Raw genomic sequence first — 14,145 nt, 5'->3', positions numbered from 1 at the left:
CAGTTACGTTTAACGATACTGACATTTTAGAGGCCTGATATTATCTGGCCTTAAATTTTCTCCTGAGGAGGATTTCTGTCGCCGACCTTCGAACAAGGCCGGCGACAGGTTGATCTTTAGTTAAAAACTAATTAGTGATTACCAACCGTTTGTGTTTTCAGGCACGTGATCGGTTAAGTCTCTTGCATCTTGAGATCCGGCGTCAATAGCAGTTTGCTCCTCTTCGGTGACAGCACCGAATTCAGCACAACGCACAGCAGCTGTGCCGACTTCTGGATAAGTTGTCTCAGGAGTGTATGCACCACCAGCAGTTGGGCATGTAGGCTCAGAAAGGTAACGCTCAGTACCAGAAACGCTATAGATTTCATCAGACATGGTCAATGTGGTGCCAGTGTTGATACCTTTGAGGTTCTGGTTAGCACGCACAGCTTGGTGAACGTTACGAATATTGAGGATACAAGCAGCGCGGTCGGCACCTTTCTTGTAGATGTTCGCGCCGATGAAGAGCACGGAGATCAGGGTGAGGAGAACGAGAATCACAACAGTGATTTCGATCAGGGTCATTCCAGGCTTAAGCTTGGTGTTAGCAGTTTTTGTCAGTTTCATTGTTTTTTGTTTTGTTGTGTTGTTGTGGTTAAAGACCACGGTGTGTTAAGACACCATCGTGCGCTGATCAGACGTAGTTGACGTCCTCTCGGTGCATTCTGGCGTTCTCAAATGTTTCTTTGGAGATTTTACCCTCCTCATAAAGACTGGTGAGTTTCTCATCCCAGGCAATGTTTCCGGCGCGTTTAATCACATCCTCCAGGGCGCGAGCACCCCGATCGTAACTGCCAATGGCGCTGGAAACGGCGTCTTCGTTATTCTGTAAAAATTCGTAGGTCAGCACTCGCCCATTGATCCCGCTAAGGAGACCTTGAGAGTGAATGAAAATTAAAATCTCACTCAAGCGATTCAGGACTGCCGGGTGATTCTCGCGGGGATACATTTCCAAAATACGCCCCATGGTTTTAACCGCTCCTGTAGTGTGCAGGGTGGAAAGCACCAAGTGGCCGGTCTGGGCTGCCTCCATGCAGGTTTCCATCGCTTCACGATCGCGAATTTCCCCGAGTAGAATGACGTGAGGCGCTTTCCGCAGAACATCCTTAAGCCCCTGTCGATAGGATGCCAGGTCTCGACCTACTTCCTGCTGAGTGACGATACTAGGAGCCATGATCTTCTGCCCGGGCACGTGAGGATCATCCATATCCTTCGGATACTGATATTCCACAGGATCTTCGACCGTCACGATATGTTTAGGATGGTTTCGGCGCAGCCAATCGATAATGGCAGCCAAGGTGGTCGATTTTCCGGAACCTGTGGGCCCGGTGACCAAACAGAGTCCAGCACGACGCTGCACAGCAAGCCGCAACATTTCGGCGGTATCTTGATCGATACCCAAGGAGCTTAACTCAGGAATACTGTCGTTCAAAATACGGCAAGTCACACCAAGTCCATTGGCACTGAGGTGAACTTGAATCCGAAGACGCCCGGAAGTCTTACCTGTCGCAACAACAAAAATACCGTTGCATGAAAAGTCGTCCACGCGGGTTTCCTTGAATGACCCCAAGGCCTCTTCAATTTTGCGCTCCGCGCGATCAGCGGCGGGTTCAGTTTCGCCAAATCCATGACTGGCGGACTCGCGGTTGTTGAGCAGTTCGCGATAAATTTTGTAAACATCGTCGGAACTCAAGACGCCGAGGTGGGCCAAGCATTCCATCCCTTTGTGAGTTTCGATGTAGACCGGCAGCTCCGAGCGGATTTGGATGTCTGATACCCCCATGGAATCACAGACTTGAAAAATAACTCCTAACAAACCTGCACCTGTCATCCCCTGGCGGAACGAGGTAGGGGCTGTAGCTGTGGCATCCGCAGCTTGTACGGTCACTGGTTGAGTCGGAGGCAGAGGGTTATGGGAAAATGTCTGAGCTGCCTGGCTATGCTGAGGCGGCAATGATTGAGGCTGCTGACCCGGCGTAGGCTGAGTTGGCGCCATCGGTGGAGGTGCCATCTGAGGCATACCATCATCAACCAGCTGCGGCCTGATCGGCTGCGGAGGCATCTGTTGGATCGGCCTAGGAGCCGGATTATTTGACTGGGGGCTAATCATTTTACTGATAGAGGATGAGAGCTGGTGTGCTCCGCCACTTTCGTCGACATCATACGCTTCATGTATACGCCTTGTGCCGTGCGCAGTTTTTTCAAGTATTTGGCTCGAGTATTGAGCTCATTAAATCGAGCTTCTGAGACTATACGACCTTCCTCAACGGCTTTAATTAAGAGATTCTCGAAAGTCTCCATGCATTGATCGAAATCAACTAAACTGGCCTTCGCTTCTTCCACGGAGAATTGATCATGATAGCGGCCTATATGATAAATAATATTATAGGCAGCGCTCGCGGCGGTCAGCCATGTAGAGGGATCTACTTCCTCATGCTGGCAAAAACTTAATGTCTCCCGAGCTAATGCCACGGCTTTGCTATCATCAGCTTCACCTTTGCCAAAATTAGTGGTCGCGATGAATAAGTGAAGGTTCCCGTAGTTCGTATAGTTCGTAGGATCCAATTCATAGGCGAGACGAAGTTTATCTTCGGTAACCGACTGCAAATACTTTTGATGCGCAGGAGAAAGCGGCTTGCCATTCGTCTTCCGATGCGCGACGGCCTCCATTTTCTCGATTCTCTCTTTTGCCAAGGTATGCAGAGGCTTACGAGTCTCGGCGGTGACCATCTGCGGTGCGGGCTCTTCAGGACAACAGCCACAACTATCAGCTTGTTCATGGTCATGATCATGACCGTGACTATGATCGTGATCCGAATGGGAATGCGCGACGTGAGAGTCACCAGACGTCTTGGACTCACATTCAGGACCACAATTCGCGCAACCATCATCATGGTGGTCATCCGCATTGAGGATATGGATATGTTCGTGGGTCTGGCCTTGATGCCAATAAAAATCAATTGGCCCCTGCATTGCGAGAGCAAGCACTTTCCCATAAGGACTCCCCTTCACGCAACCAGGGTTGGGCTCGAAAGTCAGCTTGTCTTCGGCTTCAAACTGAGATGCCAGACCACCCCACAACGTTAAACCTAACAGCGTCGTGCAGGAAAGAGTAAGGTGTTGCATGGATTTTTTCATATCAAAAATAATGTGGGTAAAAAATACTCTGCCTATGTCGCAGGCTTCGTCTGGAAACAGACGGTCGAGATCATGGAAAGCACGAGTTTGAGGCCCAAGAAATACGCCACCAATTGCAAGAACTCAGAACCCACCATACTACCCTGCTTAAACACCAAGCGAGGGGTTAAGTCGGCCAAGTGGTAGTGCGGTGAAAGAACATAGAGCCAATCCAAGAAAATATTTTCCCTCACATTGATCATCATGGCCAAATAACCGACCCCAAACAGTCCGTAGACGCTGAGGCAGAGAGGAATCACATAGCCAATAGTGCTACCGAAACGGCTACCTACCGAGATAGCCAACATCGTCAAAGGTGCGATTACTAGCAGAAATAACGCGGCATACTGGAAATTGGTCACAATCCACATACCCCGCTCTTCCGAGCCAGAAGGCATCGCTCCGACAAAGCAGACTGCCAACGCAGCGCCCACCAGAGGGATTAAATAGCTCATGCATGCAGCCCAAATTTGCAGCATCTGGCTAACACGTGACATTCCCGTGCTGAGAAAATACGACCCCATACCGGAGCGAGCCGTATCATCGCCAAAGCGTGACGCCTGGAAAAAGACCCACGCTACCGCGACCACCCACAATGTCACCCAAGCAGCCTGAGCCCGTGCGGGCTGGACCAGCGTCGGATTACTTTCGTAAGGAGTCAAATACGGCAAGATTACAGGTAACAGCAGCACACTCAAAAGTGCGACAATCCATACTTTACGCTGAAAAATAGTCGCTAACGTTAATCGATACAGTTGCATTTTTAGTTCAGTTGAGTTTTCAAATCGCCCCAGCACTTGGGAGTTTCACCCCCACTAAGATGGGAAATCCGACCATCGCTAATCAGGATCGAGCTACTCATCTCCATACTATCAAAGTCGGGGTGACAGCTCACTAAGCGAAGCACACCGTCACTACGGCGTGCCCACAGGTCTTGAAAAATTTCACGTGCAAATGCGTCCAACCCGGTAAAAGGCTCATCCAGCAGCAGAATATCCGAACGCCCCTCCAGCACAGAGAACTCGGCAAGAAGCAGCGCCACCTTGCGCTTATTACCTGTGGAGAGCTTTCCATAAGATTTATCGACATCCAATTCCAACCGGTCAGCCAACTCCAGGGCCTCACGACACCCAGCTTTGGGAAGCATGCTTTTGAAGATCACCTTGGGTGAAAGCTCGCGATCGAAGGTCAAATCTTCACTAAGTAGCTGACACCTTCCGTCGCAGGAAAATTTACCGCCTAACGGCTTCAATACACCAGCCAATGTGCGCAACAAGGTAGTCTTCCCTCTCCCATTACGCGCCAACAAGTAGTGTGTTCCACTACCCAACTCGATCTCGCCACTCGTCGATGCCAAACTCTCCCTGTAGCCAATGCTAAGGTCGTCGTGGATCGCAATTTTCGGCTCTTTAAGATTTGATTGCATGTAAGGTTGCTTTGAAACTTACTCAGCTTTTATGTTTTTTTTAACTTATTAGCAAGTAAAAAAGACATTCAACCTCTACAGATATTTAAGAGATCTTAATTAATTTGGTCGCGCCAGTTAAATACCGACCCAACAAAACCTCAAACCCGTAGCAATTGATATTGCTTGAGTTAGATAAAACTGCGTGCACTGCACAAACCACACCCTAACAGAATCATGCATTTCACCATGCTTCATTTCTAACGGCTCGCTCCAACTCCAGAGCTCGCCACCCAAAACACGTGATTAATATTTAACTACCATTAACCATTAGAGCTTATTGAAAAATTGGATTAGCCAATCAGCAATCCTGAGTCGCGATCACCATCCCTCCCTCATGTTAGTGAAGCTTACTTTTTCAAGGTTTGCTTTTTTAGAAAAGCCGACTATCTCTCCCCTGCACAAGCATCATGAGCAACCGCATCGACAACACCTTCCAAAACCTCAGGAAAAACGGCAGAGCTGGCTTCGTGGCCTACGTTTGCGCTGGCGACCCGAATTACGATTCTTCGCTGGACGTCATCCGGTCCATTGCCGACTCCGGCGCCGATATCATTGAGCTGGGCGTCCCCTTTTCCGACCCCCAAGCAGATGGCATCGTGAACCAGCTTGCCGCAGAGCGTGCGCTCGCGAGTGGTATGTCAGTGCCAAAACTGATGCAGATGATCCGCGACTTCCGCAGCACACACGACACACCGCTGGTTCTCTTCACCTATCTCAATCCGGTCTACACCTACGGCTATGAAAAATTCCACACCGATGCCGCCGCGGCCGGTGCGGATGGAATCTTACTGTTAGATCTGCCACCTGATGAAACCGCCTACAACAAGGAGCTGGCTCAATCGGAAGGACTGAAACACATCACCCTGATCTCACCCTCCACTCCACCTGAGCGACTGAAAATGTTAGCCAAGCAGTCCGAGGGATTTATCTACGCCCTATCACGCATGGGAGTCACCGGTGCCCAAGCTGCTCCATCCGCCAGCATTGGCGAGCTGGTGAACTCCATCAAAGAACACACCGACACCCCCGTCTGCATCGGTTTCGGAATCAACACCCCTGATCAGGTCGAACTGGTTGCGTCCAAGTCCGACGGAGTCGTGGTCGGTTCAGCCATTGTCAATCAAGTGGCCGAACACGGATCCGACCCCAAGCTCGGCGAGGTCATCCGCCAGTTTGTCACTCCTCTCATCCAAGCCACTCAAACTCACTAATCGACATGCAAATTCCATTTCAAAAAATGAACGGCGCGGGCAACGACTTCGTCGTCATCGATAACCGAGACCTCAAGTTCCAGCTCAGCAAAGAACAGATCGCACTGCTCTGCGATCGCCAACGCGGCGTAGGCGCTGACGGACTGTTAGCCGTGGAGCCTGCCGAAAAGGGAGCCGATTTCAAATTCCGTTATTACAATGCCGACGGTGGCGAAGCAGAGATGTGCGGCAATGGCGCGCGCTGCTTTGGCAAATACACCGCCGCCCTGCTCGGAGAAGGAACCTCCCTGGTGACCTTCGAAACCATCGCCGGCACACTGAGCGCACAGATCATTGGTGACAATGTCTGCATCGCCATGTCCGAGCCCTTCGATCTCGCCCTGCACACGGACATCAAGGTCGATGGCCTAGATGCCGAAGTGCACGTGATCAACACCGGTGTGCCTCACGTCGTGGTCTTCGTGGATGATTTGAAAAATACCGACGTCCTGAAATACGGTGCCGCCCTGCGCTATCACGAACATTTCGCCCCCGCCGGCACCAACGTCAACTTCACCCAGGTTCTCGATGCACAGCACATCGCCATCCGCACCTACGAGCGTGGCGTCGAGGGTGAAACGCTGGCCTGTGGCACCGGCATGACCGCCTGCGCTCTGATTCACCACTTGCTCAACGATGCTGCGTCCCCAGTCAGTGTGGACGTGGAAGGTGGCGAAACCTTAGAAATTGGCTTCATTCCAGAATCCGATAAGCCATTCACCGGCGTCACCCTCACCGGTCCAGCCGATTTCGTCTTCGCAGGCGAAATCACCATTTAGTCCACTTGTCCCGCAGCCTCACCGGCGCACCAAACCCCGTTTTTTACCAACAATTAACCGATAACAACTCTACCATGTTCCAAGGAACCCACACAGCCCTCATCACACCCTTCCGCAATGGCGAAATCGATACCGACGCCTTCCGCGCCCTGATCGACCGCCAAGTCGCCGCCGGCGTCGATGGCATTGTCCCCTGCGGCACGACCGGAGAATCCCCCACCCTGGGTCGCAAAGAGCACCTGCGCGTCATCGAACTTGCCGTTGAATACGCAGCAGGCCGCATCAAAGTCATCGCCGGAACCGGGGCCAACGCCACCGATGAAGCCATCGCGCTGACCACACAAGCTGCCGCCATGGGAGTCGATGGCACCCTCCAGGTTTGCCCTTACTACAACAAACCATCACAAGAAGGTCTGTATCAGCACTATAAAGCCATTGCTGAGTGCTCGGATCTCCCCGTGATGCTCTACAGCATTCCCGGCCGTTCCGTCATTGCCATCGAGGTGGACACCATCAAACGCCTCGCCGCCGATTGCCCAACCATCATCGCCAACAAGGAAGCCGGCGGTGACCCGGAACGTATCACCCAGATCCGGGAAGCGCTGCCTGACGATTTCCAACTTCTCTCCGGTGACGATCCTCTCACCATCGAGTTCATGAAGCGTGGTGCTGTGGGCCTTGTCTCCGTAGCCACCAACCTCATCCCTGATGTCATGACCAGCTTGGTCCGCGCGATGAGCGAAGGTCGGGTAGCCGATGCGGAAGCGATCCAAGAGAAATACGAGCCCCTGTTCCAGACACTGATGTCACTGGATACCAATCCTGTGCCGATCAAGTCCGCCGTCGCCCTCCAAGGTCACTGCAGCAACGAGCTCCGCCTCCCACTGGTCAACCTCAGCGAAAAAAACGAAGCGATTCTGAAAAAGACCCTCGCGGATTTCGATCTCATCTAACACTGCTCAGTCATGACCAAACTTCTCATCACAGGCCGCAGCGGTCGCATGGGCCAGACCCTCATCGAGGCAGGCAATGAAAACCCGGACACCGAGGTCACCAGCACCCACGATTCCGGCGATGACCTGACCGCCGCATTCCAAGATGTCAATGCCGCGATCGACTTCACTGTGCACCACTTCACCGGCGCCGTGCTGGATGCCGCCATGGCATCGAACACCCCTCTGGTGATCGGAACCACCGGCCACACAGACGAAGAACGTGAAGCGATTGTCGAAGCCTCGAAATCACTGCCCATCGTCTTCGCCCCGAACTACTCGGTCGGCGTCAACACCTTGTTCTATCTCACACGCAAAGCGGCGCAGATTCTTGGCAACGATCGTTTTGACATCGAAGTCACGGAAATGCATCACCGCCACAAGATCGACGCCCCATCCGGCACGGCTCGCCGTTTGCTGGAAATCCTTAATGAGGAAACAGGCACCAGTTACAAGGATGACATCGCCCACGGTCGCGTTGGCAACATTGGCGCACGTCCCAGCAAGGAAATCGGCATGCACACCCTGCGCGGCGGTGACGTCGTTGGTGATCACACCGTCATGTTTGCCGCCGATGGCGAACGAGTGGAACTCACGCACAAGGCATCCAGCCGCATGACCTTCGCTTCCGGTGCCGTCCGCGCTGCCGTTTGGCTCCAGGACCAACCTGCCGGCCTCTACGACATGCAAGACGTGCTCGGCCTAAAGTAGACCGCCACACTCCTCAATTCCCACAATGGCTAACCGCGTAGGCATCGCTCTGGGGTCGAACCTTGGCAATCGTCTGACCCACTTGCAAGTGGCCAGAGACATGCTGCGCAAGCTGGTGCCTGAGGACACCGTCTACCTGCAAGCTCCCATTTATCAGTCGGAACCCGTCGATTGCCCAGCGGAGTCGCCCGATTTCTTCAACACCGTTATTGAAATCGATTACATCGGCACGCCCTTTGAGCTGCTGGAGCACACCCAGGGCATCGAGTTCCACTTCGGCCGGGGCATCGTGCACCAGCGCAATGCTCCGCGCATCATCGATCTCGACATCCTCTACTTTGGCGATGAGGTGGTGAAGGAAAGCATTCTTAACATCCCCCACCAGCAGCTGACCAGCCGCCGTTTTGTGCTCCAGCCACTGGCCGACATCCGCCCGCAGCTGGTGCTTCCAGGCGACACGGCCACCATTGCCGAACACCTGCAGCACCTGGACTCCGAGGAACCACCCCTAAGCTTGGTGCAGTCCGATTGGTAATCCCACCCACTCAGATCTCCGTGAACTCACTACAAAAAGCCGAAGCCATCCGCGCCCTGAAGGGCGAGCGGACCATCTCCATGCTCACTGCCTACGATTACCCGACCGGGCGATTGTTAGACGAAGCAGGTGCCGATGCCATCCTCGTGGGCGACTCATTAGGCATGGTCATGTTAGGTTTTCCTGACACCACCCACGTCACCCTCGATATGATGCTCCATCATACCTCCGCCGTGGCGCGCGGTGTAACCAATGCCCTCGTCATCGGTGATATGCCCATCCATAGTTACGACACGCCCAAGCAGGCTCTGATCACTGCCAGCGCCTTGATAGGAGCCGGCGCCGATGCCGTGAAGCTTGAGGGCGGAGTCAATCAGGTTGAAAAAGTCCGCTGTATCGTCGGTGCCGGCATTCCAGTGATTGGCCACCACGGCATGCTCCCCCAGCGGGTGATCGAAGAAGGTGGTTATAAGAAAAAAGGAAAAACCGAAGCCGAAGCAGACGCCATTCTCGAAGGAGCCTTGGCCCTGCAAGAAGCCGGCTGCAGCGCCATCGTGTTAGAAAGCGTCATCCCTGCCGTGGCGGAACGAATCACCGCCGCGCTGGAGATCCCCACCATCGGAATCGGCTGCAAGGCCAAGGACGACCAACAAACCTGCGATGGCGAAGTCGCCGTGATCACCGATGTCGTGGGCTCCTATCCATGGTTTGTTCCCCCCTTCGCCACCCCGCGTGCCGATGTCGCCGGCGAGATCACTCGCGCCGTGAGGGAATACATCAGCGCCATTTAGGTTCAACGGAGCTCTCATTATTTTCTCATGCTCATTGAGCTATATGAGAGGTGAAATGATTGCTCCTACTCAGAACAAACACGCTGGCTACTCGTCGACCTATCACGACAAAAAAGCCGCGCAGTATTACCAGAAAAAATTCAGCCGCTCACTCAGCAGCCGTGTGAGCAGTGCCCGAGAGAAACTGCTCGTGGCCAAAGCTCTACGCGCGGCAGGTCGCCTCGCCGGCCAGAAAACCAAGGATCTCACGATCCTCGATTACCCCTGTGGAGCAGGCCGCTTTGCCACTCTGCTGGCCAGTCGCACCGCGGGCTACTATGCCGGAGATCACTCACCGCACATGGTTGAGCTCGCCGCACAGACCTTAAGCGATCACGGCATGGCCGACAGCCTGCTCGGAACCACCGTCGGCGATATCAAAGCCAACACCCTAGCCGACTCCTCGGTAGACCTCGCCGCGAGCATCCGCTTACTGCACCATTTTCCAGATCGAGCCGATCGCATCGCTATCCTCAGCGAGCTCAGACGTGTTTGCAAAGGCCAGCTGATCACCACCTTCATCGATGCAAACTCGATCAAACAACGTCTCTAACAGTGGAAACGCAAGCGTACCGGAAAACCCTGCACCCGCGTGATCCTCACGGTTCCCCAATTTACCGAGGAAGCTCGTCAGGCAGGTTGGAAATACGTCCGATCATGGTCACTCGCCTCACTCTCGTCCGGCCTGCGCATCGCCCTGCTAACACCCGACAATTGAACTTCTCCGCAATCCTCTGGAAATCCCCTCCCGCCCGTGCAAAGATAGGCGCACCAGCCACCCGCGGTTCATCCCAATGCCCTCTCCTGAAAAAATCGCCGCCCTCGAAGCCCGCATGGCCGGTCTCGGCATCACCGATGAAACCCTGACGGAGAAATTCATCCAGGGCAGCGGCAGCGGTGGCCAGAAAATCAACAAAACCGCCTCCTGCGTCTACCTGAAGCACGAGCCGAGCGGGATTGAGGTGAAATGCCAGCAGCAGCGGTCGCGCGAGTTGAATCGCTACATTGCCCGCCGCGAACTGTGCGAGCGCTTGGAAGAGAAACGCGACGGCAAAAAGTCCGCCCGCCAGCAGAAGATGGAAAAAATCCGCCGACAAAAGCGCCGCCGCTCCCGCCGCGCCAAGAACCGCATGCTCGATGACAAAAGCAAGCACGCGAATAAAAAGAACATGCGCAAAGGCCCGGGTCCCAACGATTAGAGTCATTTCACCTTTCCATTTCCCTCCCTCAACTCCAATCTCCTTCTATGCAGCAGTATCTCGATCTCCTCACCGATGTTCTCGACAATGGTGAAGCCCGAACCGACCGCACCGGCACCGGAACACTCTCGGTTTTCGGCAGGCAGGCCCGCTTTGATTTACGCGAGGGATTCCCCTGTCTGACCACCAAGAAGTTGCACCTGCGCTCGATCATCCACGAGTTACTCTGGTTCCTCAAAGGTGATACCAACATCGCCTACCTCAAGGAAAACGGCGTCCGTATCTGGGACGAGTGGGCCGATGAACATGGCGAGCTCGGGCCGGTCTATGGCCAGCAATGGCGTGCGTGGGAAGGCGACGATGGCGAGGTGATCGATCAGATCGAACGACTCATCGACGGCCTGAAAAACACCCCACACTCGCGCCGTCACCTGGTCTCGGCCTGGAACGTCGGCAAGGTCGACAAGATGGCGCTGCCGCCCTGCCACATGCTGTTTCAGTTCTACGTGCATGATATCGACTCGGAAAAACCCGGCCTTTCCTGCCAGCTCTATCAGCGCAGCGCCGATCTCTTTTTAGGCGTGCCTTTCAACATCGCCTCCTACGCCCTGCTGACCATGATGGTCGCCCAAGTCTGCGGCTACGAGGCGCGCGAATTTGTCCACACCTTCGGAGATCTGCACCTCTACCAGAACCACTTCGATCAGGCGAAACTCCAGCTCGAACGCACGCCCAAAGATCTGCCCACCATGTGGATCAACCCGGAAGTCACCGACATCCACGGTTTCACCGGTGACGATTTCGAACTCCGTGACTACCACCCGGATCCCCACATCAAGGCCAAGGTGAGTGTCTAGCAGACGCTTCACCAGCTTACCTCGTTAAGTTTGCGATCGATATTTTCTTTATCATCGTTCTCTCATCTTTCTGCCGATATATAGATGGACCTCTCCATTTTCTATCTATCATGCGCATACTCGTCATCGAAGATTACGCTCCCATCCGGAAAAGCATCGTCGAACGTCTCACCGAAGATGGCTACACCGTGGACAGCTCTGCGACCGGTGACGAAGGCCTCTGGTATGCCGAGAACCATCAGTATGACGTAATACTGTTAGACATCATGCTGCCAGAAGTGGACGGTCTGACGATATTACGCACCCTCCGAGCGAAAGAGCAACTGGTGCCCATTATCATCATGAGTGCCCGAGATGCGGTGAACTGCAGGATCGAAGGACTCGACATGGGGGCCGACGATTATTTGGTCAAACCCTTTTCGCTCGATGAGTTGATGGCCCGGATCCGCTCGCAGATTCGCAAGAGTTACGATCAAAAAAACACCACCTTCACACTCGCAGACCTCACCCTAGAATTCAGGGCCAAGAGAGTTTACCGAGGTGATGTTGAAATCAGCCTGACGAAACGCGAATACAGCATCCTGGAATACCTCGCCTACCGCGCTGGTGAGGTGGTCAGCAGGATGGAAATATGGAACCACGTGTACGATGAATATGAGGACAGCACCAGCAATGCGGTGGATGTCTACGTCGGCTATCTCCGCAAGAAGCTGAACATCGGAGACTCCGCGAATCTGATTCAAACCCGACGAGGGGTGGGCTATTACTTGAGTGCCCCGGGCGAATGAAAAAGACATCCATCCAGAACAAACTTCTCTTCGGCATGGTCTTCTTCATGACCACCGTTCTCACCGTGGGCTCCACCGCCTTATACTTTTCGTTTCGCAAAGCCTATTTCCAACAGATCGATCTCGACCTGGGAAAAGTAGCCACCCTGCTGGCCACTGAAATCGAGCTCGAAAATGGCCAACTGGTCCATGAATGGCTGGATGACGTTCGCAACGACCCAATTCGCAGCAAGAAAGACCTGATTCAAAGCTGGAACCTCAGCGATGGCAGCAGCCTGCGGTCCCCCGCACTCAAGGGCGAAGATTTGCCCAAGTTCAGCGCCCCCAGCGGCCAATCTTCCTTCCGCGACATCACCCTCCCGAACGGTCACTCTGGTCGTGCCATCGGCATTGAAATCCTTCCCAAAATAGACCCGGAGGAGACCGAGGAAAACGCGACAGAACCCCACGGCCCTTACACCGAGGCCAATGCACCACCGCACATTCTGGTCATCGCCAACGATGTCGAAAAGATTGAAAAACAACTCGCAAGACTCAGATGGATTCTACTGCTGACCATCATCGCTGTGGTCATTGCCAGCGTGCTGATCAGCCGAAACATCATCCGCAGTTGCCTCTTCCCCATCAACGACCTCAGCGATCAGGTGGCGCAACATAATGTCAACGAACTGGATAAAGAGTTCCTCGTCACACCAGACTTTCCCGAGGAGCTCAAAGGCTTGGTTACTCAGTATAACCGGCTGTTCAAGAACATCCACCGGGTCAGGGTGCGTGAACGGGACTTTTCCGCCCACGCGGCACATGAGCTGCGCACTCCACTGGCCGGGATTATCCTTACCTTGGAACAGGCACTGCATCGCAACCGGGACACGGACTACTACCAGGAGTGCCTTGCCGAGACGTTGAAAATCAGCCAATCAATGCATGGCATGACCGAGCGGCTGCTGTATTTCTCAAGATTGCAGAATGATACCTTCAGCATGCATTTTGAAAAAGTAGCACTGCACGAGCTGCTCAAAAACGTCTGGCTACAACACACCAATCGAGCCGACAGCCGAGGTTTATCGATCGACTGGGATCTCACGGATAAAGCCGCCGTGATCCGTGCCGACCAGCACTTGTTAGGAATCCTGATCAGCAACCTGATGAACAATGCGGTCGCCTACGCTGAACCTAACAGCTCCATCACTATCCAGACCACCGCGCAGAGCAGTGGACTAGCTCTATCCATTTCCAACCAATCCAAGGGACTCAACAAAGAAAACATGCGCCGCCTATTCGAACCCTTCTATCGCAAGGACGAAGCGCGTGATGTCAATGAACACCACAGCGGTATCGGACTGGCACTCTGTCAGGAGATTACCCGCGCGATGCGGGCAAGCATCACGGCCGATCTCGATGAAGAAAATAACACCTTCACCATCACCGTTTGCTTCACCGCACTGGTTGATTCAGAAAAACATGCGATCTCATAATTCTATCATCATTCACTGGTTAGGCTACGCGCAGAATTACTGCTG

17 protein-coding genes are annotated in these 14,145 nt (G+C 53.7%); 12 read left to right on the top strand and 5 right to left on the bottom strand.

Translation table 11 applies throughout. The annotated features are described in order from the left end of the window. Nucleotides 1–138: 138 nt before the first annotated feature. The 5 genes from JO972_RS05720 to JO972_RS05700 all read right to left on the bottom strand — a co-directional run bounded on the left by JO972_RS05720 (nt 139) and on the right by JO972_RS05700 (nt 4,642). Nucleotides 139–645 carry a type II secretion system protein gene (locus JO972_RS05720; protein ID WP_309489051.1) on the bottom strand — a complete coding sequence of 169 codons (507 nt, stop codon included), beginning with the start codon at nt 643–645 and terminating at the stop codon, nt 139–141. Between the two features lie 28 nt (nt 646–673). Then, a complete protein-coding gene (locus JO972_RS05715; RefSeq protein WP_309489050.1) occupies nt 674–1,927 on the bottom strand; it encodes a type IV pilus twitching motility protein PilT in 1,254 nt (417 codons plus the stop codon). Between the two features lie 218 nt (nt 1,928–2,145). Then, nucleotides 2,146–3,177 carry a hypothetical protein gene (locus JO972_RS05710; RefSeq protein ID WP_309489049.1) on the bottom strand — a complete coding sequence of 344 codons (1,032 nt, stop codon included), beginning with the start codon at nt 3,175–3,177 and terminating at the stop codon, nt 2,146–2,148. Between the two features lie 32 nt (nt 3,178–3,209). Then, nucleotides 3,210–3,977 (bottom strand): hypothetical protein, encoded by a 768-nt coding sequence (locus JO972_RS05705; protein ID WP_309489048.1) that lies wholly within the window; start codon nt 3,975–3,977, stop codon nt 3,210–3,212. Between the two features lie 2 nt (nt 3,978–3,979). Beyond that, the gene (locus JO972_RS05700; RefSeq protein ID WP_309489047.1) at nt 3,980–4,642 is read right to left on the bottom strand and encodes an ATP-binding cassette domain-containing protein; all 663 of its coding nucleotides are present in this window, start codon (nt 4,640–4,642) and stop codon (nt 3,980–3,982) included. A gap of 449 nt (nt 4,643–5,091) precedes the next feature. Between JO972_RS05700 and trpA the strand changes: the two genes are divergently transcribed. The 12 genes from trpA (at nt 5,092) to JO972_RS05640 (ending at nt 14,100) form a co-directional block, all read left to right on the top strand. Continuing rightward, the gene (gene trpA / locus JO972_RS05695) at nt 5,092–5,895 is read left to right on the top strand and encodes a tryptophan synthase subunit alpha (protein ID WP_309489046.1); all 804 of its coding nucleotides are present in this window, start codon (nt 5,092–5,094) and stop codon (nt 5,893–5,895) included. A gap of 5 nt (nt 5,896–5,900) precedes the next feature. Then, nucleotides 5,901–6,713 (top strand): diaminopimelate epimerase, encoded by an 813-nt coding sequence (gene dapF / locus JO972_RS05690; RefSeq protein ID WP_309489045.1) that lies wholly within the window; start codon nt 5,901–5,903, stop codon nt 6,711–6,713. A 74-nt stretch (nt 6,714–6,787) separates the two neighbouring features. Further along, on the top strand, nt 6,788–7,666 hold the full coding sequence (dapA, locus tag JO972_RS05685; RefSeq protein ID WP_309489044.1) for a 4-hydroxy-tetrahydrodipicolinate synthase: 879 nt from the start codon (nt 6,788–6,790) through the stop codon (nt 7,664–7,666). Nucleotides 7,667–7,678: 12 nt separating this feature from the next. Further along, nucleotides 7,679–8,416 carry a 4-hydroxy-tetrahydrodipicolinate reductase gene (gene dapB, locus JO972_RS05680; protein ID WP_309489043.1) on the top strand — a complete coding sequence of 246 codons (738 nt, stop codon included), beginning with the start codon at nt 7,679–7,681 and terminating at the stop codon, nt 8,414–8,416. A gap of 25 nt (nt 8,417–8,441) precedes the next feature. After that, nucleotides 8,442–8,951, top strand: a complete 510-nt coding sequence (gene folK / locus JO972_RS05675) for a 2-amino-4-hydroxy-6-hydroxymethyldihydropteridine diphosphokinase (protein ID WP_309489042.1) — start codon at nt 8,442–8,444, stop codon at nt 8,949–8,951. A gap of 20 nt (nt 8,952–8,971) precedes the next feature. Continuing rightward, nucleotides 8,972–9,742, top strand: a complete 771-nt coding sequence (gene panB / locus JO972_RS05670) for a 3-methyl-2-oxobutanoate hydroxymethyltransferase (RefSeq protein WP_309489041.1) — start codon at nt 8,972–8,974, stop codon at nt 9,740–9,742. 55 nt (nt 9,743–9,797) lie between these two features. After that, entirely contained in the window at nt 9,798–10,334 is a 537-nt protein-coding gene (locus JO972_RS05665; RefSeq protein WP_309489040.1) for a class I SAM-dependent methyltransferase, read from the top strand. A 39-nt stretch (nt 10,335–10,373) separates the two neighbouring features. Further along, the gene (locus tag JO972_RS05660; protein ID WP_309489039.1) at nt 10,374–10,499 is read left to right on the top strand and encodes a hypothetical protein; all 126 of its coding nucleotides are present in this window, start codon (nt 10,374–10,376) and stop codon (nt 10,497–10,499) included. A 76-nt stretch (nt 10,500–10,575) separates the two neighbouring features. Then, nucleotides 10,576–10,980: a peptide chain release factor family protein gene (locus tag JO972_RS05655; protein WP_309489038.1), complete on the top strand. Its 405-nt coding sequence runs from the start codon at nt 10,576–10,578 to the stop codon at nt 10,978–10,980. Nucleotides 10,981–11,027: 47 nt separating this feature from the next. Further along, nucleotides 11,028–11,837, top strand: a complete 810-nt coding sequence (locus tag JO972_RS05650; RefSeq protein ID WP_309489037.1) for a thymidylate synthase — start codon at nt 11,028–11,030, stop codon at nt 11,835–11,837. 110 nt (nt 11,838–11,947) lie between these two features. After that, the gene (locus JO972_RS05645) at nt 11,948–12,625 is read left to right on the top strand and encodes a response regulator transcription factor (RefSeq protein WP_309489036.1); all 678 of its coding nucleotides are present in this window, start codon (nt 11,948–11,950) and stop codon (nt 12,623–12,625) included. Beyond that, nucleotides 12,622–14,100 carry a sensor histidine kinase gene (locus tag JO972_RS05640; RefSeq protein ID WP_309489035.1) on the top strand — a complete coding sequence of 493 codons (1,479 nt, stop codon included), beginning with the start codon at nt 12,622–12,624 and terminating at the stop codon, nt 14,098–14,100. Before JO972_RS05645 ends, JO972_RS05640 begins: the two co-directional genes overlap by 4 nt. Nucleotides 14,101–14,145 lie beyond the last annotated feature (45 nt).

This window comes from Oceaniferula flava, from assembly GCF_016811075.1.
GTDB lineage: Bacteria > Verrucomicrobiota > Verrucomicrobiia > Verrucomicrobiales > Akkermansiaceae > Oceaniferula > Oceaniferula flava.
The sequence above is the reverse complement of the archived record's forward strand: the minus strand, read 5'-3'. Positions and strand labels throughout refer to the sequence as shown.